Below are 21,689 nucleotides of genomic sequence, written 5' to 3'. Positions count from 1 at the left end.
CTGTTCCTTCCGTGCGTCCTTGGGCGGTGTCCGTGGGTCGTGCGGGAAGGTGCCCGGCCGGTGTCAGGATCGGCGCAGCAGGGCCGCGTAGAGGGTGAGGCCGGGGCCGAAGGCCATGGCGACCACCGGGCCGTCGGTGCGGGGCAGCCGCTGAAGGACCATCAGGACGGTGGGCGAGGAGCAGTTGCCGCACTCGTCGAGGACGCCGTACGACGCGTCCAGCGCGCCGGCCGGCAGGTCGAGGCGCTCGCCGACGACCTCCAGGATCCGCTTGCCGCCGGGGTGCACGGCCCAGCCGGTGACCTCCTCGGGGGTGAGCCCGTGCGGGGCGAGCAGCTGGTCGCGGACCACCTCGCCGACGTGCTGCGCGAGGACGTCGGGGACCTTGGGCGACAGGCCCATCTTGAAGCCGAGGTCGGTGATCTGCCAGCTCATGTGGTCGGCGGTGGAGTGGTCGGTGACCGCGACGACGTCGATCACCTCGTAGCCGGAGTCGGCGTCGGGTTCGAGGACGACGGCGGCGGCCGCGTCCGCGAACAGGGCGTGCGCCACGATCTGTTCGATGTCCCGGGAGGGCGGCTGGACGTGCAGCGAGGTGAGTTCGAGACACAGCAGCACGGCCGGGCGGCCACGGGAGGCGACGAAGTCGGAGACGGCGCCCAGGGACGGGACGGCGGCGTAGCAGCCCATGTGGCCGACGAAAAGCCGCTGGACCCTGCTGCTCATGCCCAGCTCGTCGGCGAGCCGTAAGTCCAGGCCGGGAGTGGTGTAGCCGGTGCAGGAGGCCACGGCCAGCAGGCCGACGTCCTGCGGGGCCAGGCCCGCCGACTCCAGGGCGTTGGCGACGGTGCGCTTGCCGAGCGGTACGGCCTCGTCGATGTAGCGGGCCATGCGCCGGCCGGTGCTCCAGCCGGACACTTCCTTCTCGGCGCGCGGGTCGACGGCCGTGGAACGGGAGGTGATGCCGGAATTCTCGAATATCCGGCGGGCCAGCGGAAAACCGTCGTAGTGGTCCAGGAAAAAGTCCTGCCACAGGTCGTCCTGGCTGCTCCGGGTGCCCGGAAAGGAATGCGAGGAGCCGGTGATGACAGGGCGTGCGACGGTACGCTGTGCGCGCCGGGCAGGGGCGATTTTCTCTTCGAGGTGCATGCGTGATTCCTCTTCGGTGAAAGGAGGGAGAGGGCATCGTGGGTGCCGAAGGAAAGTCGGCCAGGGCGTCTTTGCGCAGGCCAGACCCGTGAGAGTGGCGCAGAGTGAAGATACACCAGGAGGGTGTATTCGGTGCCCTCAGTCAAACACAGGGGCTTCACCGGAATCAAATGTTCCGCTGTTAATTTCCGCAGCGGAAACAATTAATGGCGAAAAACGCCGGCCTGCCTCTCGGTGAACCTGAGAGGCAGGCCGGCGGTATGTTTTCCCGGATAATTTCAGCCAGAACCCGCTTTGATTTCGGTCAGCGGCCGTACGGGTTCTTTGTGGGAGCCGTCGTGCAGTCGCGCCCCCTCGATGTCGAGGTCGGGCAGCAGCCGGTCCAGTCCCCGTGGCAGCCACCAGGCGCCGCGGCCCACCATGGCCAGCACCGCCGGCACCAGCGTCATCCGCACCACGAAGGCGTCCACCAGCACACCGAACGCCAGGGAGAACGCGATGGGTTTGACGATGGCGTCCTCGGTCGTCACGAAGCTGGCGAAGACGAAGAACATGATGAGCGCCGCCGCCGTGACCACCCGCGAGGCATGCCCGGCACCGTCGACCACCGCGTCCCGGGCCCGCCCGGTGCGCACCCACTCCTCGCGCATGCTGGAGACCAGGAACACCTCGTAGTCCATCGCCAGTCCGAACAGCACCGCCATCAGCACGATGGGCAGGAAACTGACGACGGGCCCGGTCCTGGCCACGTCCAGCGCGTCGGCGAGCCACCCCCACTGGAACACCGCGACCACCGCGCCGAAGGATGCCGCCACCGACAGCAGGAAGCCGACGGTCGCCTTGACCGGCACGACCAGCGACCGGAAGACGAGCAGCAGCAGCACCAGGCACAGGCCCACGACCACCGCCGCGAACGGCAGCAGCGAGGCGCTCAGCCGGTCGGAGACGTCGATGCCGATCGCGGTGGTGCCGGTGACGGAGACGGCGGCGCCGGTCTCGCCCTCGATCGTGGCCGCGTCGTCGCGGATGGCGGCCACCAGATCCTGCGTGGACTCGTCCTGCGGGCCGCCCTCGGGCACGACCTGGATCACCGCCCGCCCGGACTCCGGCGCGTACTGCGGCTGCCCGACCTTCACCACGCCCGGCAGTTGCTGCAACCGCCCGGCCACGGCGGCCGCCTGCCGCTGCCCGGCCTGCCCCGGCGTGTCCGCCTCGGCGAGCACGAGCAGTGGCCCGTTGAATCCCGGCCCGAAGGCGTCGGCGACGGTGTCGTACGTCTCCCGCTGCGACGTCCCGTGCGCGGCCGTGCCGTTGTCGGGCAGCGCGAGGCGCAGATCGGCGGCGGGGACGGCGACGGTGACCAGGGCGGCGACGGTGGCGAGGACGACGAGGAGGGGGCGGCGGGTGACCAGGCGGGCCCAGCGTCGGCCCATGACGGAGGGGCGTGACTCGTCCGTATCTTCCGTGCCGCCCGCCACCACCGCCCGCCGCGCCGCCCGCGACCCCGGACGCGGCGCGAGCCGTGCGCCCGCGAGGCCGAACAGCGCAGGCAGCAGCGTCACCGCGACCAGCACCGCGATCAGCACGGTCGCCGCCGCGCTGAGGCCCATGACGGTCAGGAACGGAATGCGGACGACCATCAGACCCACCAGCGCGATGATGACCGTCATCCCCGCGAACACCACCGCGCTGCCCGCCGTACCGACCGCCCGCCCGGCCGACTCACGCGGGTCCATCCCCTGGGCCAGTTGCGTGCGGTGCCGGGACAGCACGAACAGGGCGTAGTCGATACCGACGGCCAGCCCCAGCATCAGCGCCAGGCTCAGCGCGGTCGACGACACGGTGACCCCCGACGACACCGCCAGCAGCGCCGCGAGCCCGGTGCCGATGCCGATGAACGCGGTCAGCAGCGGCATCCCGGCGGCGAGCAGCGAGCCGAAGGTGAGGGCGAGCACCGCCAACGCCACGACCACGCCGAGCAGTTCGAGCACGCTGGGGGTGAGCACACCGTTGCCGTACGCCTGCCCGCCGACGGACACCTCCAGCCCCGCCTCCTCGGCGGCCCGCGTGGTGTCCTCCAGCGCGTCGAGTGTGCCGTCGTCCAGGGCGGAACGGCTCACGTCGTAGTTGACCTGCGCCAGCGCGGTCCGCCCGTCCGGCGTCACGGTCCCGGCCCGGTCCGGCGGGATCACCGCAGCCACCTGCGGAGCGTCCTGCGTGGCGGCGAGCGTGCGCTGGATGCCCTGTGCCGCCTGCGGATCGCTCACCTTGCGTCCCTCGGGTGCGGTGAACACGATCTGCGCGCTGGTCCCGGCCGCCGCCGGGAAGTCCTCGGCCATCGTGTCCTGGGCCCGCTGGGACTCGGAGCCGGGGATCGTGAACTCGTTGTCGAGCTTGCCGCCCACGACGACCAGCGCGCAGACGGCACCGGCCAGCACGGCCAGCCAGGCCGCCAGGACGAGCCGCCGGCGACGGTATGCGCCGAGACCGAGCCGATAGAGCCAAGTCGCCACGGAGATGCTCCTCGTGCAGTAGTGGCAGTGCGGTGGGGGTCTTCGGGAGGGGGTACGGCAGTGCTACGGCGATCGGCGTCGGCCGGGCTCAGGCCTGCACGGTCGTACTGCCCCCTGTCAGCTCCAGCCGCAGCCCGCTCGACGTCACGGCGAGCCGCTGCGGCGTCAGGTCGAGCGGCAGTCCGGACAGGTCCAGTTCCTGCGGGGTCTCGCCGAGCAGCTGCGCGGCAAGGGCGTCCGGAACTGTGCGGTCACCCACCTTCACGGCGGTGCGTTCGAAACGGATGCCCTGCTCCTGGAGCACCGGCCGGAAACCGACGGCGATCCGCCCGGCAGGCCCGGCGTGCACGACGAGTTCGCCCGCGCCGGGGTCGGTGCTGACGACGGCGGCACCCAGCGCGCCCCCGGTCATCGTGGCGACGGCGTCCGCGAGGGCGGCGTCGGCCAGCTCGGCGCTGACCCGGGAGTCGGCCACCGACAGCCCGTCGCCGGTGCGCACCACGTCGGCCAGCTCGGCGTGCAGATCCACTCCGGTGAACCGGCGGAAGGTCGCGCCCTCGCCGGAGACCTCCACCTGGGGGAAGGACCCGCGGGCCAGCTGCACCATCACCGGTGTCGGGCCGAACCCGATGTCCAGCGCGGTGTGCAGCCGGCGCTCCATACGGTCCGCGAGCCGGTCGGCCGCCCGGTCGCGTGCCACCGCCTCGGCGACGCCCCCGGCGGCCAGCACCGCGCCGGCCACGCCGAGGGCGACCAGCCGGGCCCGCCGGGAGACCCGCCCGCGGACCGTACGCCGGACCGCATGCCCCCTCCGAAAAAGTGTCATGACTGACAGCATAGCGAAAGTGTCATGACTGACAGATTCTGTACCGTCGGTTTTCCGCCTGCGATACTCCTCACATGGCAACCCTCGACACTCCCCCCGCCGCGCCCCGCGGCCGGCGCGAGGCGCACAAGGCGGCCACGCGCAAGGCGCTCCAGGAGGCGGCGCACCGCATGTTCGAGGAGCGCGGGTACGCCCGGACCACCGTGCGGGACATCGCGGCGGCCGCCGGGGTCACCGAGCGGACGTTCTTCCGCTACTTCCCGTCCAAGGAGGACCTCGTCCTCGACGAGACGCTTGACCTGATCCCGGTCATGCGGGCCCGGGTGATCGCCCGGCCCGCCGGCGAGGACCCGTACTCCGCCGTGCTGGGCGCGGCCCTCGACCTCATCGCCGACGGTGGCGTCGGCCTGATGTTCAGCGGTCCGCCGCAGCGCTTCCCCGACCAGCCGGTGCGTCAGTTCCTGCCGGTGCTCAGCCAGTTCGAGGACGAACTCGCGCAGGCCGTACGGGAACGGCTCGCGCGGCACCACCCCGGCGCGGCCACGCCCCTGCGCGCCGCGGTGCTCGCCCGCGCCGCCGTCGGCGCGATGCGCTCCGCGCTGTTCGCGTACGCGGCCCTGCCGGATGAGGAGCGCACACCGGCTGTCGCCGAGGACCTGCTCCGCACGGCTTTCGAGTACCTGCGCGCGGACTGAGCGGGCTCACCGCCCGCACCTGGCCCGTGCAAGGCCATTGCCCAGGCAAACACTCCATGAGTAGCCTGTGTTCGCCATTCCGACCGCGTGTTGAAATTTCGAACATAGCTGCTCGGATCGACACTCAGCCGTCAGACCAACTCAGACCAACGCTCTAGCCAACAGACACACGTCTCAGAACGCAAGGGAGGGGGCCGGTCGTGGGACGCCTCGTACCTGCCGTGACCCGGGCTCTCGACATCCTGGAGCTCTTCCTCGACGGGGACGGCACGCTCTCCGCCCCCGACATCGTGCGCAAGCTCCAGCTGCCGCGCACCACCGTGCACGAGCTGGTCACCACGCTCGCCGCCCGGTCGTACATCGTCCAGGTCCCCGGCCAGCCGGGCCGCTACCGGCTCGGCGTACGGCCGTACCAGCTCGGCAGCCGCTACGCCGAGCAGCTCGACCTCGCCGCCGAGGGCCAGCAGGTCGCCCGGTCCGTCGCCGAGACCTGCGACGAGACGGTGCACGTGGCGATCCTGGAGGGCACGGACGTCATCTACATCGCCAAGGTCGACTCCACGCACGCCGTGCGCATGGTCTCGGCGGCCGGCCGCCGGCTGCCGGCCCACTGCACGTCCGTCGGCAAGATGCTGCTGGCCTCGCTGCCCGAGCAGGAACTCGCCGCCCGCATCCCCGACGGTGCGGAGCTGGTCGCGATGACGCCGAACAGCATCACCGACCCGGTGGCCCTGCGCGAGGCGCTGGCCGGGATCCGGCAGCGGGGCATCGCGGTGGAGAACCGCGAGTCCAACCCGGACGTCTCCTGCGTCGCCGCGCCGGTCCGTGACCGCACCGGCCGGGTGGTGGCCGCCCTCTCCATCTCCGTGCCCATGATCCGCTGGAGCGACGAGCGCCGCGCCGAGCTGGAGCAGCTCGCCGTGAAGGGCGCGGCCGAGCTGTCGGAGCACCTGGGCCACCGGAGCGCCGTATGACGCCGTACGACGTGGCGGTACGCGCCGAGGCGACGCTGGGCGAGGGCCCGACGTGGGACGCGGCGGCCGGACGGCTGATATGGATCGACATCCTCGGCTCCCGGCTGCACACCTACGACCCCGCCACCGGCCGCCGCACGACCCGCACCACGCCCCAGCACGTCGGCGCGGCCAAACCCCGTGCGAACGGCGGCATGGTCCTCAACCTCCGGGACGGTGTGGGCCTGCTGGACCCGGACGGCACCTTCCGCTGGCTGCACCACGACCCGGTCCCCGGCCGCCGCGCCAACGACGCCGCCGTGGCGCCGGACGGCGCGCTGTGGGCGGGCACCATGCGCTACGACGAGGCACCGGGCGGCGGCACGCTGTCCCGCCTCGCGCCCGACGGCTCGGTGGCGGTCGTCCTCGACGACGTGGCGGTGAGCAACGGCACGGGCTGGAGCCCCGACGGCCGCCTCATGTACTACATCGACTCCCCGACCCGCCGTATCGACGTCTTCGACACCGTGGACGGCCACGTGACGGGCCGCCGCCCCCTGGCGGGGATCGAGGAGGGCGCGGGCTTCCCCGACGGCCTCACGGTCGACGCCGACGGCTGTGTGTGGGTGGCGCTGTGGGACGGAGGCGCGGTACGCCGATACACGCCGACCGGCGAACTGGACCGGGTCCTTCAACTCCCGGTGCCCCGTCCCACGGCGTGCGCCTTCGGCGGCCCCGACCTGACGGACCTGTACATCACCACGGCCCGCGTCGGCCTGACGGCACCTACGCCGCTGTCGGGCTCGCTGCTGGTGGTGCGGGGGGTCGGAAAGGGGCTGGCCCAACCGGCGTTCGCTCTGTGAGGCTGTGCCGATGACCACCACACCAGAATGGGAGCGGCGCTCCGCCGACCTGTGGGCCGCCATCGACGACTACGACGCCGCCGACTTCCGCGCGAAGATCGGGGCGCTGGCCGATGAGCTCCCCGAGGGGCATCCGGTCGCGTACTTCGAGCGGGCGTCGGCGCATGACTCGACCGGTGAGGGCGCGGCTGCCGTGCCGCTGTACCGGAAGGCGTTGGAGAGCGGGCTGAGCGGTGAGCGGCGGCGGCGGGCCGTGATCCAGCTGGCGAGTACCCTGCGCGCGTTGGGGGAGGCGGAGACCAGTGTCGAACTGCTCACCGCGGAACGGGAGAAGGGCTCCGACCAGCTCGACGACGCGGTGACTGCCTTTCTTGCCCTGGCGTTGATGGACGTGGGTCGGGAGCGGGAGGCGGCCTCGCTGGCGCTGGGGGCGCTCTCCAAGCATCTGCCGCGGTACAACCGGTCGCTGGCCAACTATGCGCGGGAGGCGCTTCGGAGGTAGTGCCGCGGGTTGTCGTCGTGCGTGTGCGGCGCCGTTGGGGCTGGGCGCGCAGTTCCCCGCGCCCCTTTGGGGCGTTGCTGGACCGTCGACTAGGAAAGGCCCGCCGACTTTCGTTCCTCGGGCGTCAGGGGTGGGCCTGGCAGTGGGGGTTTCAGGGGGCCGATCATTGCCGCCAGGACCATTCCCGGCGCCAGTAGCGTCTCCGCGCCCCGCTCCAGGGACGTCACGTCGGTCACCCTGCGGGCGATGCGGCCGTTGCCGGTGGCTGTGTGCATGAGGCGGTCGACGTATGCGGCCACGAGGCGGTCTCTGAGTGAGGGGCCGTTGGGGGTGGCGCCGGGGTAGAAGACGTCCTGGCCGATGGCCATGTCCCAGGCGGCGCCGACAGGGCGTGCCACTGCCTTCTGGACCCGGCGGGACAGGCCCGGCGTGCCCCATCCGTGGCGCCGTGTCAGGTCGCGCAGGATCAGGGCGCTGCGCGCGGCGGCCGCCAGGCCGTGGCCGTAGACCGGGTTGAAGGCGGCGAGGGCGTCGCCGAGGACGGTGAAGTTCTCGGGCCAGGCCGGCATCCGCTCGTAGAAGTACCGGCGGTTGACGGTGGCGCGGGTGTACGAGACGCCGGACAGCGGCTCGGCCTGCTCCAGCAGGTGGCCGATCAGCGGGTGCCGGAGGTCCTCGCGGGCGTACCGGACGAAGTCGTCGTCGGCGTCGGAGGGTTCGCCGCCGCGGGTGCCGCACAGGGTGACGATCCACCGGCCGTCCTCGATGGGCAGCAGGAACCCCGCCCGCCCCGGTCCGCCGTCGCGCGGGTCGGGCTGCACGTTGACGACCGGGAAGCCGGACCGGGCGTCCTCGGGGGCGAGATAGAGGCGGCTGGCGTACGCCAGTCCGGAGTCGACCTTCCGCTGCCGGGCCGCGGGCAGCCCGAGGTCCGTCAGCCATCGGGCCGCCGCCGAACCCCGCCCGGTGGCGTCGACGACCATGCCCGCGCGGATGACGCGTTCGCCGCCGTCGCGCCCGCGCACGCGGACCCCGGTGACGGCTGCCGCGCTGCCCTCAAGACCCACCGCCTGCGTGCCCTGGAGGACCTCGACCCGGTCGTCCGCGAGGACCTGCGCGCGGATCGTCGCGTCCAGCAGGTCGCGGCCGGCCAGGATCACGTGGTGGGACTCGGGCCAGCGGCGGAACCAGCCCTGCCGCGACAGCGCGACCATGTCCGTCGTGACGGGCAGCCGGTGCGCCCCGGCGTCCAGCAGGGCGTCGGTGACGTCCGGCAGCAGTGATTCCACCGCCCGCGCACCGCCCGACCACAGCATGTGGGCGTGCCGCGCCTGCGGCAGCCCCTTGCGGGGCTCGGGGCCCTCGGGCAGCACGTCCCGCTCCACGACGACGACCCGGTCGGCGAACCCGGCCAGGGCGCGCGCCGCGAGCATGCCGGTGTGGGATCCCCCCAGGACGACGGCGGTTCTGGCGGGGACGGACGGTTCAGTCATGCGCGGAAACACTCTCTGCCGGGGCGGCGGCGCGGGCGCGCACCGCCTTGATCTCGTCGGGACTGCGAAGGGCCTGGGACACGGCGTGGATCTCCCGGAGGAGGTACGTGGTGTCGGGGTCGCCGGTGCCGTCGCTGTCCGGCGCCCGCCGCTTGCGCTCGACGGCGTCCTGAAGGGCCACGGCGGCGGCCAGCGCCTGCGCCCGCGCCGGCGGATGGCCGAGGGCGAGCGCTGCCTCGTAGGACCGCCTGCTCAGCTCCTCGTCGAGATGGCGGAACAGTTGCAGGAGCGCGTCCCGGATGAATGTCTCGCGGCGGATCAGGCGCAGTTCGGCGGGGGCGTGCGGGGCGAAGGGCTCGCGGCCGCCGGTGACGGTCCGCATCAGCAGGCCAAGCGGGCGCAGTTGCCGGTGGCGGGCCCGGACCCGCCAGTGCTCCTGGAGGTACTGGCCGGCGTGCGGGACGATGAAGCCGATCGCGACGAGGGTGGCGGAGACACAGGCGGCCGCCGGCGCCACATCGGTGCTCAGCCAGTCCAGGTCGTGGCCGGTCCAGCGGGCGCCGATGGCGGTGAGCTTGGACGCGTCGAAGAACAGGTTCGTCGCGTAGCCCATGCCCAGCAGCCGCAGCCCCCAGCGCAGCCAGGCGTCGAGGCCGTCGGTGCGGATCCAGTTCCAGATCAGCCGGGCCGTGATCGCGCAGGCCACGGTGTGCGCGGTCAGGTAGAGCAGGATCTGCTCGCGCATGAACGGGGTGGTGGCGTAGTACGTGTCCAGGTCGCGCAGCCGCTCCACGGGCGCGTCCGCCAGCCAGAAGAGCACCCACAGGGCGACGATGACACCGGCGTAGACGGAGACGACCCAGCGGACCGCGCGGCGCGTGCGGTCCGCGCGGTCGGTGAGGCCGTTGCGCCAGGCGATGATCAGCAGCAGCCAGGACGCGCAGAGCGCGGTGAGCAGGGAGTACACCCAGGGTGCCGAGATGTTCGGCACTCCGGTGACCCGGTTCGTCCAGGCGATGGTCTGCGGGGCCGCGAAGACGAACACGGCGCAGGCGAACAGCAGCAGACCACCGACGGCCCGCAGCAGCGGGTCCCGCCACATCTTGATGATGCTGGGCAGCTTGATCGCCAGGGCGGCGGTCAGGACGACGGTCGGCACCCAGAAGGTCAGGTGCACCGGGCTGAAGAGGTCGCCGGCGGTGGGGAGACCGCCCACGGTGTTCGTCACCGCTACGTACCCTTTCGTCCGCGGTAGCCCATGGACCGGCGCACGGGGTCGAGCGAGGCGTCGGCGCTCCGGTCGCCGCAGAGCAGCGGCCGGAACAGCGCGGCGAGCCGGTGGCCGAAGTGGTCGGCCTCGGCTTCCTCCCGTCGGCGCGAGCCGTTGCGGGCGGCGACGGCGAGGGCGGTGCCCTTCCGGCCGGACGGGTCCGCGAGGGCGTGCGCTGCGGCCGTCCCGGCGACATGCTGATGGTCGTGTCCGGCGTGCATGTGCCACAACTCGTGCCCGAGGATGACCAGCTGTTGCAGGGCTTCGGCGCGCTCCTCGACGATGACGAGGTCGAAGTCCTGGAACTCCACCCACAGACCGGTCACTTCGATCTCGTCGGGGAACCGTTCGAAGCGCAGCTCGATGGGCCGTCCGCCGCGGTGCGCGCTCATCGCCTCGCACAGCGCCCGGCACAGTTCACGCACGTCGGCGGGGGGACGGGGGCGGGTCCGCAGGGCGGTGTCGAGCTGAGCGACCAGCGTGCGCATGGCCCAGCCGCGCCGCCACCGCCGTAGCGCCGCGAGATCCATCGCACCCCCTTCCACCGCCGCACGGCGGGCGGTTCGAGAGTACGCGGCCGGAACTGCCCGCGTCATGTGGTCCGGCGACCGTTGTTCAATCGAGAACGATCACTCGCTGTCGAAAGTCGTGCGCAACCCATTGACGCGCAAGACCTTCGATTTTACGGTCCCGTTCGAAGTTACGGGCGCCATACGAAATATCGAACGTACCTCGCGTGGAGTCAGCCGAACCGTCTCTCGAACAGTAAGGGCAGGGAATGGGACAACCTGGCCTCAACCGCAGGCAACTGCTCACCGCACTCGGCGGCCTGACCGTGGCCGGCAGCCTCGGCTTCGCCGCCCTCGGCACGGGCGCCGACGCCCTCGCCTCCGACGCCCGCACCCGGGTCCGCTACTGGAACCTCTTCAGCGGCGGCGACGGCGTCAACATGATCGACATGCTGGACGCCTTCCGCGCCGCCAACCCCGGCGTCGACGTCAAGGACTCCACCCTGCGCTGGGGCAACCCCTACTACACCAAGCTCGCCATGGCGGCCTCCGGCAACCGAGCCCCCGAACTGGCCGTCCTCCACCTGGGCCGCCTCGCGGGCTTCGCCCCCGAACGCCAGCTGGACCCCTTCGACACCGACCTCCTGGCCGAATACGGCGTACGAGAACAGGACTTCAACCCCACCCTCTGGCAACGCTCACTCATCGACGGCCAGTTGTACGCCCTGCCCCTCGACATCCACCCCCAGCTGAACTTCTACCGCAAGGACATCTGCGCACAGGCGGGCCTCATCGGCGACGACGGCAACCTGATCACCCTCACCTCCCCCGATGACTGGTTCGACGCCCTCAAGGAGGCGAAGAAGGTGGTGAAGAAGGGCCTGCAGACCATCGGCCTGCACGCCTTCGACCAGAACTTCGCCTGGTGGTTCTTCATGTCCTTCTACGCCCAGGCAGGCGGCACCTACTACGACGAGCACCTCACCGACGTCACCTTCGACACCGGCAAGGCCACCGAGATCCTGGAATTCCTCCGCCGCCACATCACCGACGGCTACAACATCGCGGGCAGCCCCGACGCCGAGCACTTCATGAACGGCGGTGCCTTCGTCTGGGAGGGCGGCTGGTCGGTGCCGGTCTACGACGCCCCGAAGATCCCGTACGGCGCGACCCCGCTGCCGCCGCTCTTCGGCAAGCCCGCAACGCAGGCCGAGTCGCACGCCTTCGTCCTGCCCCACCAGTCCGACCGGGGCGGCGCCGCCAACGAGGCCGCGCACCGACTCGCCGCCTACATCGTGCGGCACGCCGTGGACTGGGCGAAGGGCGGCCACATCCCGGCGTACACCCCCACCCTCACCGATCCCGCGTACCGGAAACTCACGCCGCAGTCCGAGTACGCCTCCGCGATGGACCACATGGCCCTGGAACCCCCCGCCTGGTTCGCGGGATCCTCCGGCACCCTCGCCCAGCGCATCGGCCCGGTCGTCGTCGCCGCCAACCTCGGCTCCACGACACCGGACGCCGCGGCCCGCCGTATGCGCCAGGTCCTGACCCAACTCCTGGAGACCAGCAACCCGATGGGAGGCGGCACGGCATGACCACCATCGACACCACGGCCCCCGTCGTACGCCCCGCCGCCACCGTGGGCGTGACCGGCGTCCGCGCCCGCCTCGGCCGCTCCCTCCAGCGCGGCGGCTGGTTCGTCGCCCCCTTCCTGCTCCTCTACGCCCTGTTCGTCCTCACCCCGATCGCCCGCGGCCTCTGGCTGAGCCTGACGGACGCCAACATCACCGGCGAGGGCACGAGCTTCGTCGGCCTGGACAACTACACGGAGGCCCTGGGCGACCCCCTGGTCTGGAGCTCGCTCGGCCACAGCGCCTACTTCACGCTCCTGGTGGTCCCCTGCATCACCGTGCTGGCCTTCCTGCTGGCGATGCTGGCCCACCACATCCAGCACGCGAAGTGGCTCTGGCGCCTCTGCTTCTTCGCGCCGTTCCTGCTCCCCTCCACGGTCGTCGGCAACATGTGGCGCTGGATGTTCAACCCCGACACGGGCCTGATGGACCACGTCTTCCACCTCGAATCGGCCTGGCTCACCCAGAAGTCGACGGCCATGACGGCGGTCGTCATCGCCACCCTCTGGTGGACGGTCGGCTTCAGCTTCCTGCTCTACCTGGCCGCCCTCCAGAACATCCCGCCCCACCTCTACGAGGCCGCCGCCCTCGACGGCGCGAACGCCTGGCACCGCGCTCTCCACATCACGCTCCCCATGCTGCGCAACGTCACCGGCCTGGTCGTGGCCCTCCAGATCCTGGCCTCGCTCCAGGTCTTCGACCAGGTGGTGGTGATGTACGAGTTCGGCCCCGGCCCCGAGGAATCGACGCGCACGCTCGTCCAGTACACCCTCGAACAGGGCTTCACCAGCTACCGCGTGGGCTACGCCTCCGCGATCTCCATCCTCTTCTTCCTGATCATCGCGGCCGTGGCCGTAGGCCGCATGTGGCTGCTGCGCAAGCGTGAGGAGGCCGTCCGATGAGCGCCACCGCAGGGATACGCCGCCGCTGGACCCCGAGCCAGATCGCCCTCACCACCCTCGGTGCCCTCGTCTCCGCGGTGATGATGGCCCCGATTCTCTGGACCCTCTTCACCTCCCTCAAGACCGAGACCGAGGCGGTGGCCGTCCCCACCCACTGGCTCCCGGAGGACTGGACCCTCCAGGCCTGGCGGAACATCTTCGAGACCGGCAATATCACCAACTGGTTCGTCAACTCGGTCGTGGTCTCGGTCTGCGTCACCTTCATCGTGGTTCTGGTGAGCGCCCTGGCCGGATACGGCTTCGCCCGCACGGAGTTCCGCGGCAAGAAGGCGCTGCTGGGCCTGGTGATGGCGGGCCTGATGATCTCCCCGGCGGTGCTGGGCGTCCCGCTCTTCACGACCGTCCAGGCGATGGGCATGGTCGACACCTACTGGGGCATGATCCTGCCGCAGTGCGCGCCGGCGGCGATGGTCTACATCCTCTACAAGTTCTTCCAGGGCATCCCGAAGGAACTGGAGGAGGCCGCGTTCATCGACGGCGCGGGCCGCTGGCGGGTCTTCTTCACGATCGTGCTCCCCCTGTCCCGCCCGTCGTTGTCGGCGGTGGGCATCTTCACGTTCATCGCCTCGTGGAACAACTTCCTCTGGCCGTACATGGTGACGAACAATCCGGACCTGATGACGATGCCGAACGGTATTGCGACGGTGATGAATTCCTACGGGATTCAGTGGGCCCAGCTCATGGCAGGCGGCTTGATGGCAGGCCTGCCCCTGGTCATCGTCTTCATCTTCTTCCAACGCCAGATAGTGGCGGGGGTGGCGCACACCGGCTTGGCAGGCCAATAAAACGCCCTAGGGACAGTTGGCCTCAGGGGCGCGGGGAACTGCGCGACCAGCCACAAACAATCTGCACGCACCCACAAGAGCAACCCACACGGCGAAAGGACCCCATGCCCACCGCCCGCTTCACCCTCGACCCCACCTTCACCATCGGCAAGGTAAACCCCCGCCTGTTCGGCTCCTTCGTGGAACACCTGGGCCGCTGCGTCTACACCGGCATCCACGAACCCACTCACCCCACAGCCGACCCGGAAGGCCTCCGCACAGACGTCCTGAACCTGATCCGCGAACTCGGCGTCACCACCATCCGCTATCCCGGCGGCAACTTCGTCTCGGGCTACAAGTGGGAGGACTCGGTCGGCCCCGCCGAGACTCGCCCCCGCCGCCTGGACCTGGCCTGGCGCTCCACCGAAACCAACCAGTTCGGCCTCTCCGAATACATCCGCTTCCTCAAGAAACTCGGCCCCGAAGCCGAACCCATGATGGCCATCAACCTCGGCACTCGAGGCGTGCAAGAGGCCCTGGAACTCCAGGAATACGCCAACCACCCCTCCGGCACCGCCCTCTCCGACCTCCGCGTCACCCACGGCGACAAGGACCCCTTCGACATCCGCATGTGGTGCCTGGGCAACGAAATGGACGGCCCCTGGCAGACGGGCCACAAAACGGCGGAGGAATACGGCCGTATCGCCGCCGAAACCGCCCGCGCCATGCGCCAGATCGACCCCACCGTCGAACTCGTCGCCTGCGGCTCCTCCGGCCAGGGCATGCCCACGTTCGCGGAATGGGAGGCCACGGTCCTCAAGGAGACCTACGACCTGGTCGACTACATCTCACTCCACGCCTACTACGAACCCCATGACGGCGACATCGACTCCTTCCTCGCCTCAGCCGTCGACATGGAGTCCTTCATCGAGAACGTCGTCGCCACCTGCGACCACATCGGCGCGAAACTCAAGTCGAAGAAGAAGATCAACCTCTCCTTCGACGAGTGGAACGTCTGGTACATGTCGACGTTCCAGGAGCAGAACGAAACCGACCCCCTCGACTGGCCGGAGGCCCCCCGCCTCCTGGAGGACAACTACAGCGTCACCGACGCCGTCGTCTTCGGCTCCCTCCTCATCGCACTGCTCCGCCACGCCGACCGCGTCACCGTCGCCTGCCTAGCCCAGCTGGTCAACGTCATCGCCCCGATCATGACGGAGCCCGGCGGCCCGGCCTGGCGTCAGACGACGTTCTTCCCGTTCGCGCAGGCGTCGAAATACGGCCGGGGTGAAGTCCTCGACGTCCGCGTGGACGCACCCACATACATGACACAGAAGTACGGCGAGACCCCGCTGCTGCACGCCACGGCAGTACGCGCCGAGGACGGCTCGGTCACGATCTTCGCGGTGAACCGCGACCGCACAAACCCGCTGCCCCTCGAAGTCGCCCTCGGCGCCCTGGACGTAACGCGGGTCGTCGAACACAGCGCACTCGCGGACCCCGACCCCGACGCCCGCAACACACTCACCGCCCCCGACCGCGTCACCCCGCACACCGTCGAGGGCACGACCGTGGAGGAGGGCCGTCTGACGGCGGTACTGGAGCCACTGTCCTGGAACGTGATCCGGCTGGCGTAGAAACAGAGCTGAAGGGGCTCATTGAAGGCCCGGACCTTGAAAGGTCCGGGCCTTCGGCCCCCCTGGCTTACCATTCGATCGGCTTCCATGCGACGCATGTTGGCCGGACCCCTCCCGCGAAGACAAATTCCTTCGCGGCCTGTCGGACAAGGTCTAGGGAGATCTCGCATTCGTCGGGAAGCTCCCGCATGTGACCCATGAGATGGTAGAGGGGTTCCTTGCGGCTACCCGGATCTCCCACTGTCGCGAAATTCCCAAACTCATCCATGTAGGTCATAATTCCCGCATTGAGCTCTGCGTTCGCCCCGACGACAAGCTCATGGTCGAAAGCCCCGGCCCACGTGCGTTCCCGTTCCATGGAGTGGATCTGTGCCAGAGTCTGGTATTTCGGACCGCCGGTCAAAAGTTCGTCGATGACCCGGTCCACGTCTTCCGGCGTGACAAGTTTCGCCGGGTCGGCACCATGGCCCAGTTTGTATCGCGCTTCAGCTCTTACTGTCACGGGCCACAACTCGTCCTGCATCAGCCGCTCAACGTTCCCCACCACGGCCCGCAGCCTACCGAATCGACCAAATGAGGTGACCGCTTAGCTAAGCCACGCGCAGCAGGAGGCGGCGAGCAGTTCCTGGTCCTCGCCGGATACGAGCCGAGAGGAGCAGGCCGCGGCCCTCAGGAAGACACTCGCCCAGGCCTGTGATCACGCGGTGGATCGAGGATCAGCTCACAAGTACGAACAGCTCCCAGATCACAGGGTAGAGCGGCAGGATAATGAACACGGAACCAACTATCTTGGAGATTTTATCTACATCGCGACGCCCTTCCCGGTTAAAGAAGTCGGCGAGCCCGCGGTAATTCCTCACCAGTGCAACACCAAAAAGCACTAGCGGTACAGCTACGAGAATTACTATAATGAGATTCATTTCCACTTCCTAGGGTCACCCGGCAGGGGTCTCGAAGCCTGCCGGGTGACTTACTCGAAGTCGAGTGTGAACTGCTCTGGGGCTGTCAACCGCTGCTACGAGTACGGGATCCAGGACAACCCACGACTGGGAGACCAGCTGCCTCCCAATGTGATTGGTCCTTGCACAGCATATCCCATACCTGCAGCGTAGCCGTATTGGTAGTAGTTCCCGCCGGAAACTCTCCTTCCTACGGCAGCATTTCCTCCCAAGAAGCCGTTTGCCGCTGTCACGTTCGCCAGTTGGAAGGCTTGATCCTCTGGCGTGGCCGTATTGACCCCTGCAGAGAAGCCTAGAAAACGGCCGGCATTTGTGGGCACAATACCCTTGGCTCCACCAAAGGTAATGCCACCACTGATACCGAACGATACGGTGCCATTCTGGAATCCAACATTCGCACAAACCATAAGACATGCCGTCCCTGACACGTACCCGTGCTTCCAGGCATACTCACCAGCCTGCAAGGTGTACTTGCCAGCCCTTTTCAGCACGTAGGCTGTGATCTTTTGATCCGTGCTCATGTGATCCCAAGCCCATCCTTTAATAGAGGCCCAAATGCCGTCCTTCTTGCGCCTTTCAGCGTCCATAGCCGCCTGCTTGCGGGCATCAGCTTGTGCCTTGTTGCGGGCTGCAGCTGCCTGCTTCTTGTAATAGGTGGACTGGTAGTAGGAATTCCAGCTCTTGTTGTATGAAGCGAGTTTCTGCTTGTACTTCTTGGTGGTGCGGCCCTGGCTGTCGAGGTAGCCGTAACTCTTGTAGGCGTTCTTCATAACCTTGGAGTTGCCGTAGCCCTGGCCGGTGAAGTCGTCGTAGATCATCCGTCCGTCGGGGTCGGATGCGGTGACGGGTCGGCTGTTGGCGTAGGCATAGGCGTTCATCTGCAGGGGGTCGTCGATGTCGATGAGAGGGTCGACGGAGATGAAGCTGCCGAGAGTTGGGTCGTATTCACGGGCGCCGAGGTGGATCAGGCCGGTGGGGTCGCTGGTGCCGCCGACGAAGGTACGGGTGCCGGGCATCGTCTCGCTCTGTTCAGAGCGGGGCTGCCCGAACGGCAGTTGGCGGCGACGGGTGAGGGCGAGGGTGGTCATGGCGACCGCAGCACTGGCGGTGCCCTGATGGTCGTTGATGAGGAAGGAGAAGCCCTGGGTGGTTCTCACGGCGATGGTTTCGCCGCCGTGGGTGTAGTAACGGATGCCTTCCTTGACTCCTGCAGGGGTGACCTTGAGTTCGTTGTCGCCGGGCAGGGTGAGGGTCTGTGTGCCGTCGGCGTCGCGGGCGATCATGCGGTTGCCGTCGGCGTCGTAGAGGTAGCTGGTGGTCTTGCCGGCTTCGGTGAGGGTTGCGAGGTGGCCTTCGTCGTCCCAGGTGAGGTTCTGGGTGCGCGCTCCGATGGTGCGGGTCTTGGTGTTGCCGGCCGCGTCATAGGTGTAGGTGCTGGTCTGCCCGTTGTCTGGTCCGCCGCTGATGGTGGCGGTCTGCGGGGCGTGGGGGACGGTGCCGCCTGCGGGGTTGTGGGTGTAGGTGGTGGTGGCGCCGGTGCGGTGGTCGGCCAGCTGGGTGCGGTTGCCGATCGCGTCGTAGGCGAAGCTCTGCCAGTAGGGGTCCGGTCCGCCGACGGTGCTGCTGGTGGGTGCGGCGGTGCAGTCGGTCGTGGTGGTCCAGGCTTCGGTCAGGCGCTGCAGGGAGTCGTTGGTGAAGCACTGGGTGTCGACGGTCCTCTGAAGGTCCTGGCCGCTGGCGGTGGTGAGGCTAGTGACGTTTCCGTCACCGCTCGATGCGCACCTGGGCGGGCGGGTACGGCGAGGTGGACGTCGTACCCACCGCCCAGTACGCACCCGACGAACCCGGCACGGACACAAGGGAGCTGATGACCACCGGGGTCTCGGACGCGGCCCCCCGCTCGCTCACCCACGCGGCGCCGGCGGCGTCCCAGCGCAGGTGGTGTGCCCGGTTCTGGTCCCAGAAGTCCCAGCCGGAGATACGGTCGGGCCGTCCCCGTTCGTCGGCGACGATCCCGGTGAGCATGCCGACCGTGAAGGGCGCGGTGACGCTCTGCCAGGTGGTGCCGTCGCCGTGGAGGAGGGTGACGCCGGGGGGTTTGCCGGGCGGACCGCCGACTCCGTAGTCGTAGCCGGTCAGCCAGATGTCGTCGTGGGTGACCGGGAGCAGGCCGGTGACGGTGAGGCGGATGCCGGTGTAGGCGGGGAGCTCGGTCCAGGCGGTGCCGTTCCAGCGGGCGACGATGCCGGGGCCGTAGACCCAGACCTGCCCGTCGGGTGCCACGTGGACGCCCGAGGGGGTGGCGGTGCTGCCGCTGGGAAGCGGGGGCAGCCACGTCCGCGCGCCCTGCATCAGCACCGAGCCTTCGCTGTCGCGGCCGGAGCACCACACCTCCCCGTCGGGGGCGACCGCGACGCCGGTGAGGGTGGTGCCGGACTGGCCGCGCCCGGGGAAGTCGGCCTCCTGCCACGTGCTGCCGTCCCAGGCGAGGAGGTGGGCGCCGGTGCCGAGGGCCCAGGCGGAGCGGGCGCAGGTACCGGCGACGGAGAGCAGGGCCCCGCCGAAGCCGAGGTGAGCGAGGTCGACCCGCGTCCACGTGCCGCCGGAGTGGACCAGGGCGAGCGGCATGCCGCGGGTACTGCCGTTGCGCCCCTCCTCACCCACCGCCCAGGCGAGTCCGCCCCGGGCGGCGGCCACATCGATCAGCTGCGCGGCGGGAGTGCGCTCGGGCGCACCGACGGCCTCCCACTCCCGGGGCGCGGCGGCGTCCCGCGCGACAGCGGTGCCGGTGTCGGTTGCGGTGCCGAGAACCCCCGCGCCCACCAACGCCCCCACCCCACCCAGAAATCTCCGTCTCCGCACGGCGTTTCCCCCTCCTCAGCCGGACCTGCTGGACACCGTGAACCAGCGCGCGGAAGAAGGCAATGCCGGGGGACAGCCCGTTTTCGGTCAGCTCCAGCGAGCCGTCACCCTTCGGCGGCCTCCCGGATCAGCGGCTCGAACTCACGCCGTACGTAGACGTCGAACGGCTCCGTCAGCGCGCCGTCGATCACCCGCCGCACCTGGTACTCCGTCGCGAGCTTCTTGAACGCTGCGCGGGAGTCGGGCCCCACACCCCCGCCAATGATCAGCACCCCGAATTCCCTGGTCTCCAACAACTTCCGGGCCTCTTCGTCGGTGCTCACTCCCTCCGCGTCAAAGCCGTCCTCGCGCAGTGTGGCCAGCACCGCCGTCACCCTGGCGGGCGTCCTTCCCAGCACGAGTGTCCTCATGGCCGTTCCTCTCCCGTACATCGACATCAGTGGACCCGACCCTAGAATCTCAAGTGGACTTGAGATCAAGTGGCTGCTTCAGCGGACTGAGATACGGGAGATGAAGCCGACCCAGGCCTCGGGGGAGAGGGTCAGTTGGGGGCCGCGCTTGTTCTTGGAGTCGCGGACGTGGATGGTGGTGGGGGAGGTGGCTACCTCGACGCAGTCGTCGCCGGAGCCGCTGCTGTAGCTGCTCTTGAACCAGGCCAGTTCAGTGGTGCTCATAAGGCTCCTCGCATCCGCTGCAACAGGCCTCTGGAGTCTTTGATAGTGAGTGCCTGTGAGCGCATCCTGGCATATCGCATCTGAAGCGTGCTGACCACCTTTGGTTCAGCGAAGAGCTGGCCGCTTTCCTGACCCTCGCAGTACGCGAACCTGCGGTGCTCCGGCGTCTCCAGCAACCGCATGGGGCCGTGCAGACCAACATGGCTCTCCTGCACCTGCGGCATGATCTGGATCTCGACGTTCCGAAGTTCGGCAATCTCCAGCACGTGGTTGATCAGCTCCCGCGTGACCTCCGCCCCGCCCGTCTGCCGCAGGAAAAGATGCTCTTCGAGGATGAAGCCGAACGCCGTGTTGGGGCACTCCTTCAGGAGCCGTTGGCGCTCGGCTCGCGCGATCCACTGCGCTTCGATCTGCTCGTCGCTCAGTGGAGGCAGTGGTCCACGAACAACTGGCGTGCGTACGCCTCGGTCTGCAGCAGACCCGGAATCATGCGGCATTCGTACGTGTACAGCGTGATCGCCGTGGCCTCCAACTGCGCCCACTGCCTGAACCACGCCGCCAGTCCCGGCTGCCGAATCAGATGCGGCGCCGACCGCTTCAGCGCCCCTGTGTTGCCGAGCACAGGTTCCGCGCGATCCGGGAACTGCGGATCCGCCATCCGTCGCCCCAACTCCACTGAGGCCACCATGTGCTTGGAAAGCCCTACCAGCTCCCCGAACTCCTCCCGGCTCAGCCCCGCATGCTCCCGCAAGGCCTGGACCACCGCCCCGAACGTCCGCAGACTGTCCGACGACTCCGGCTCGCCACCCGTACCCACCACGCCATCGACCACAGCCGGTCACCTCCCGCGCTCATGGTTACGGGATGTCACGAGTACTGTCCACCCCGTCACCGCGTACGCTTGCGCAGCGTACGCGGCTCCGACCTGGAGAAGTACCCTTTCCCGGCGTCACATTGGGCGCATGACAGCACCTTCGGCCCCCCAAAGTCCGGTTACCGTACGTGCGTTCACTCAGCGCCTGAGCGCAACGCCCCGAGGTGCCCGCCTCGCGCGATACCTCGCCCTCGACCAACTCCGGATCTGGGGCCTCCCGTACGACTCCGACACCGCACAGGCCACCGCGGTGATCGTCGCGGAACTCGCCGCCAACGCCGTCACCCACGGCCGCGTACCCGGTAGGGACTTCGAGCTGCGCCTCTCCCTCGTTCCCGGCAGCGTCCGCATCGAGGTCACCGACACCCGTACGGAGCCACGCCCGCCGGATCCGGATGCCGTACGGACGCCGGAGCCGCTCGCGGAAGCCGGGCGCGGCCTCGCACTCGTCGCCGCGCTGGCCGCCCGCTGGGAGGTACTGGACCGAGAGCCACCGCCGGGCAAGACGGTGCGCGCGGAGATCGATGTGCCGGGTTGGCTGTCCCTGCTC

The 21,689-nt window shown here is 69.3% G+C and carries 20 protein-coding genes and 1 pseudogene; 9 read left to right on the top strand and 12 right to left on the bottom strand.

What is annotated here, in order from left to right; genetic code table 11:
• Window positions 1-63 precede the first annotated feature (63 nt).
• The 3 genes from SSP24_RS28465 to SSP24_RS28455 all read right to left on the bottom strand — a co-directional run bounded on the left by SSP24_RS28465 (window position 64) and on the right by SSP24_RS28455 (window position 4,488).
• Window positions 64-1,149 (bottom strand): type III polyketide synthase, encoded by a 1,086-nt coding sequence (locus SSP24_RS28465; RefSeq protein ID WP_141312574.1) that lies wholly within the window; start codon window positions 1,147-1,149, stop codon window positions 64-66.
• A gap of 278 nt (window positions 1,150-1,427) precedes the next feature.
• Window positions 1,428-3,662, bottom strand: coding sequence for an MMPL family transporter (locus SSP24_RS28460; RefSeq protein ID WP_141312573.1), 2,235 nt, complete (start codon window positions 3,660-3,662; stop codon window positions 1,428-1,430).
• 88 nt (window positions 3,663-3,750) lie between these two features.
• On the bottom strand, window positions 3,751-4,488 hold the full coding sequence (locus tag SSP24_RS28455) for an LmeA family phospholipid-binding protein (RefSeq protein ID WP_167529733.1): 738 nt from the start codon (window positions 4,486-4,488) through the stop codon (window positions 3,751-3,753).
• A gap of 74 nt (window positions 4,489-4,562) precedes the next feature.
• Between SSP24_RS28455 and SSP24_RS28450 the strand changes: the two genes are divergently transcribed.
• The 4 genes from SSP24_RS28450 to SSP24_RS28435 all read left to right on the top strand — a co-directional run bounded on the left by SSP24_RS28450 (window position 4,563) and on the right by SSP24_RS28435 (window position 7,501).
• Window positions 4,563-5,183: a TetR/AcrR family transcriptional regulator gene (locus SSP24_RS28450; protein ID WP_141312571.1), complete on the top strand. Its 621-nt coding sequence runs from the start codon at window positions 4,563-4,565 to the stop codon at window positions 5,181-5,183.
• A 200-nt stretch (window positions 5,184-5,383) separates the two neighbouring features.
• On the top strand, window positions 5,384-6,157 hold the full coding sequence (locus SSP24_RS28445) for an IclR family transcriptional regulator (protein ID WP_141312570.1): 774 nt from the start codon (window positions 5,384-5,386) through the stop codon (window positions 6,155-6,157).
• A complete protein-coding gene (locus tag SSP24_RS28440) occupies window positions 6,154-6,999 on the top strand; it encodes an SMP-30/gluconolactonase/LRE family protein (protein ID WP_141312569.1) in 846 nt (281 codons plus the stop codon). Before SSP24_RS28445 ends, SSP24_RS28440 begins: the two co-directional genes overlap by 4 nt.
• A gap of 10 nt (window positions 7,000-7,009) precedes the next feature.
• The gene (locus tag SSP24_RS28435; protein ID WP_141312568.1) at window positions 7,010-7,501 is read left to right on the top strand and encodes a tetratricopeptide repeat protein; all 492 of its coding nucleotides are present in this window, start codon (window positions 7,010-7,012) and stop codon (window positions 7,499-7,501) included.
• An 89-nt stretch (window positions 7,502-7,590) separates the two neighbouring features.
• On the opposite strand, the gene SSP24_RS28430 is transcribed toward SSP24_RS28435, so the two are convergent.
• The 3 genes from SSP24_RS28430 to SSP24_RS28420 are packed head-to-tail and all read right to left on the bottom strand — an operon-like array spanning window position 7,591 to window position 10,794.
• Window positions 7,591-8,994: an NAD(P)/FAD-dependent oxidoreductase gene (locus SSP24_RS28430; protein WP_141312567.1), complete on the bottom strand. Its 1,404-nt coding sequence runs from the start codon at window positions 8,992-8,994 to the stop codon at window positions 7,591-7,593.
• Window positions 8,987-10,210 carry an MAB_1171c family putative transporter gene (locus SSP24_RS28425; RefSeq protein ID WP_141312615.1) on the bottom strand — a complete coding sequence of 408 codons (1,224 nt, stop codon included), beginning with the start codon at window positions 10,208-10,210 and terminating at the stop codon, window positions 8,987-8,989. The genes SSP24_RS28430 and SSP24_RS28425 overlap by 8 nt, the downstream gene beginning before the upstream one ends.
• Before the next feature lie 14 nt (window positions 10,211-10,224).
• Window positions 10,225-10,794: a toxin-antitoxin system, toxin component family protein gene (locus SSP24_RS28420; protein ID WP_174864732.1), complete on the bottom strand. Its 570-nt coding sequence runs from the start codon at window positions 10,792-10,794 to the stop codon at window positions 10,225-10,227.
• A 248-nt stretch (window positions 10,795-11,042) separates the two neighbouring features.
• Here SSP24_RS28420 and SSP24_RS28415 point away from each other — a divergent pair, with 248 nt between their 5' ends.
• The 4 genes from SSP24_RS28415 to arfA all read left to right on the top strand — a co-directional run bounded on the left by SSP24_RS28415 (window position 11,043) and on the right by arfA (window position 15,770).
• The gene (locus SSP24_RS28415) at window positions 11,043-12,371 is read left to right on the top strand and encodes an extracellular solute-binding protein (RefSeq protein ID WP_141312566.1); all 1,329 of its coding nucleotides are present in this window, start codon (window positions 11,043-11,045) and stop codon (window positions 12,369-12,371) included.
• Entirely contained in the window at window positions 12,368-13,309 is a 942-nt protein-coding gene (locus SSP24_RS28410) for a carbohydrate ABC transporter permease (RefSeq protein WP_141312565.1), read from the top strand. Before SSP24_RS28415 ends, SSP24_RS28410 begins: the two co-directional genes overlap by 4 nt.
• Window positions 13,306-14,154 carry a carbohydrate ABC transporter permease gene (locus SSP24_RS28405; RefSeq protein WP_141312564.1) on the top strand — a complete coding sequence of 283 codons (849 nt, stop codon included), beginning with the start codon at window positions 13,306-13,308 and terminating at the stop codon, window positions 14,152-14,154. The genes SSP24_RS28410 and SSP24_RS28405 overlap by 4 nt, the downstream gene beginning before the upstream one ends.
• A gap of 104 nt (window positions 14,155-14,258) precedes the next feature.
• Window positions 14,259-15,770, top strand: a complete 1,512-nt coding sequence (gene arfA / locus SSP24_RS28400) for an arabinosylfuranosidase ArfA (RefSeq protein WP_141312563.1) — start codon at window positions 14,259-14,261, stop codon at window positions 15,768-15,770.
• Between the two features lie 67 nt (window positions 15,771-15,837).
• Here the strand turns inward: arfA and SSP24_RS28395 are convergent, their stop codons facing one another.
• The 6 genes and pseudogenes from SSP24_RS28395 to SSP24_RS28370 all read right to left on the bottom strand — a co-directional run bounded on the left by SSP24_RS28395 (window position 15,838) and on the right by SSP24_RS28370 (window position 21,097).
• Complete coding sequence (locus SSP24_RS28395; protein ID WP_141312562.1) at window positions 15,838-16,317, bottom strand: Imm1 family immunity protein; 480 nt, start codon at window positions 16,315-16,317, stop codon at window positions 15,838-15,840.
• A gap of 468 nt (window positions 16,318-16,785) precedes the next feature.
• Window positions 16,786-18,564 (bottom strand): RHS repeat domain-containing protein, encoded by a 1,779-nt coding sequence (locus tag SSP24_RS28390; RefSeq protein ID WP_268255085.1) that lies wholly within the window; start codon window positions 18,562-18,564, stop codon window positions 16,786-16,788.
• Window positions 18,494-19,591, bottom strand: coding sequence for a hypothetical protein (locus SSP24_RS28385; protein ID WP_141312560.1), 1,098 nt, complete (start codon window positions 19,589-19,591; stop codon window positions 18,494-18,496). The genes SSP24_RS28390 and SSP24_RS28385 overlap by 71 nt, the downstream gene beginning before the upstream one ends.
• A gap of 104 nt (window positions 19,592-19,695) precedes the next feature.
• Entirely contained in the window at window positions 19,696-20,001 is a 306-nt protein-coding gene (locus SSP24_RS28380) for a hypothetical protein (RefSeq protein ID WP_141312559.1), read from the bottom strand.
• 78 nt (window positions 20,002-20,079) lie between these two features.
• Window positions 20,080-20,265 (bottom strand): DUF397 domain-containing protein, encoded by a 186-nt coding sequence (locus SSP24_RS28375; RefSeq protein WP_141312558.1) that lies wholly within the window; start codon window positions 20,263-20,265, stop codon window positions 20,080-20,082.
• Window positions 20,262-21,097: pseudogene (locus SSP24_RS28370) on the bottom strand (helix-turn-helix domain-containing protein). The gene SSP24_RS28375 and the pseudogene SSP24_RS28370 overlap by 4 nt, the downstream one beginning before the upstream one ends.
• A gap of 130 nt (window positions 21,098-21,227) precedes the next feature.
• Between SSP24_RS28370 and SSP24_RS28365 the strand changes: the two are divergent.
• On the top strand, window positions 21,228-21,689 hold a 462-nt coding region (locus tag SSP24_RS28365), incomplete at its 3' end, for an ATP-binding protein (RefSeq protein ID WP_141312557.1).

The sequence above is a fragment of the Streptomyces spinoverrucosus genome (assembly GCF_006539505.1).
In the GTDB taxonomy this organism is placed as follows: domain Bacteria; phylum Actinomycetota; class Actinomycetes; order Streptomycetales; family Streptomycetaceae; genus Streptomyces; species Streptomyces spinoverrucosus.
The sequence above is the reverse complement of the archived record's forward strand: the minus strand, read 5'-3'. Positions and strand labels throughout refer to the sequence as shown.

Coding starts and splice junctions, on each gene's coding strand:
- SSP24_RS28465 (WP_141312574.1), bottom strand. CDS start 1,149: ATGCACCTCGAAGAGAAAATCGCCCCTGCCCGGCGCGCACAGCGTACC.
- SSP24_RS28455 (WP_167529733.1), bottom strand. CDS start 4,488: ATGACACTTTTTCGGAGGGGGCATGCGGTCCGGCGTACGGTCCGCGGG.
- SSP24_RS28450 (WP_141312571.1), top strand. CDS start 4,563: ATGGCAACCCTCGACACTCCCCCCGCCGCGCCCCGCGGCCGGCGCGAG.
- SSP24_RS28440 (WP_141312569.1), top strand. CDS start 6,154: ATGACGCCGTACGACGTGGCGGTACGCGCCGAGGCGACGCTGGGCGAG.
- SSP24_RS28435 (WP_141312568.1), top strand. CDS start 7,010: ATGACCACCACACCAGAATGGGAGCGGCGCTCCGCCGACCTGTGGGCC.
- SSP24_RS28430 (WP_141312567.1), bottom strand. CDS start 8,994: ATGACTGAACCGTCCGTCCCCGCCAGAACCGCCGTCGTCCTGGGGGGA.
- SSP24_RS28420 (WP_174864732.1), bottom strand. CDS start 10,794: ATGGATCTCGCGGCGCTACGGCGGTGGCGGCGCGGCTGGGCCATGCGC.
- SSP24_RS28415 (WP_141312566.1), top strand. CDS start 11,043: ATGGGACAACCTGGCCTCAACCGCAGGCAACTGCTCACCGCACTCGGC.
- SSP24_RS28410 (WP_141312565.1), top strand. CDS start 12,368: ATGACCACCATCGACACCACGGCCCCCGTCGTACGCCCCGCCGCCACC.
- SSP24_RS28405 (WP_141312564.1), top strand. CDS start 13,306: ATGAGCGCCACCGCAGGGATACGCCGCCGCTGGACCCCGAGCCAGATC.
- arfA (WP_141312563.1), top strand. CDS start 14,259: ATGCCCACCGCCCGCTTCACCCTCGACCCCACCTTCACCATCGGCAAG.
- SSP24_RS28380 (WP_141312559.1), bottom strand. CDS start 20,001: ATGAGGACACTCGTGCTGGGAAGGACGCCCGCCAGGGTGACGGCGGTG.
- SSP24_RS28375 (WP_141312558.1), bottom strand. CDS start 20,265: ATGAGCACCACTGAACTGGCCTGGTTCAAGAGCAGCTACAGCAGCGGC.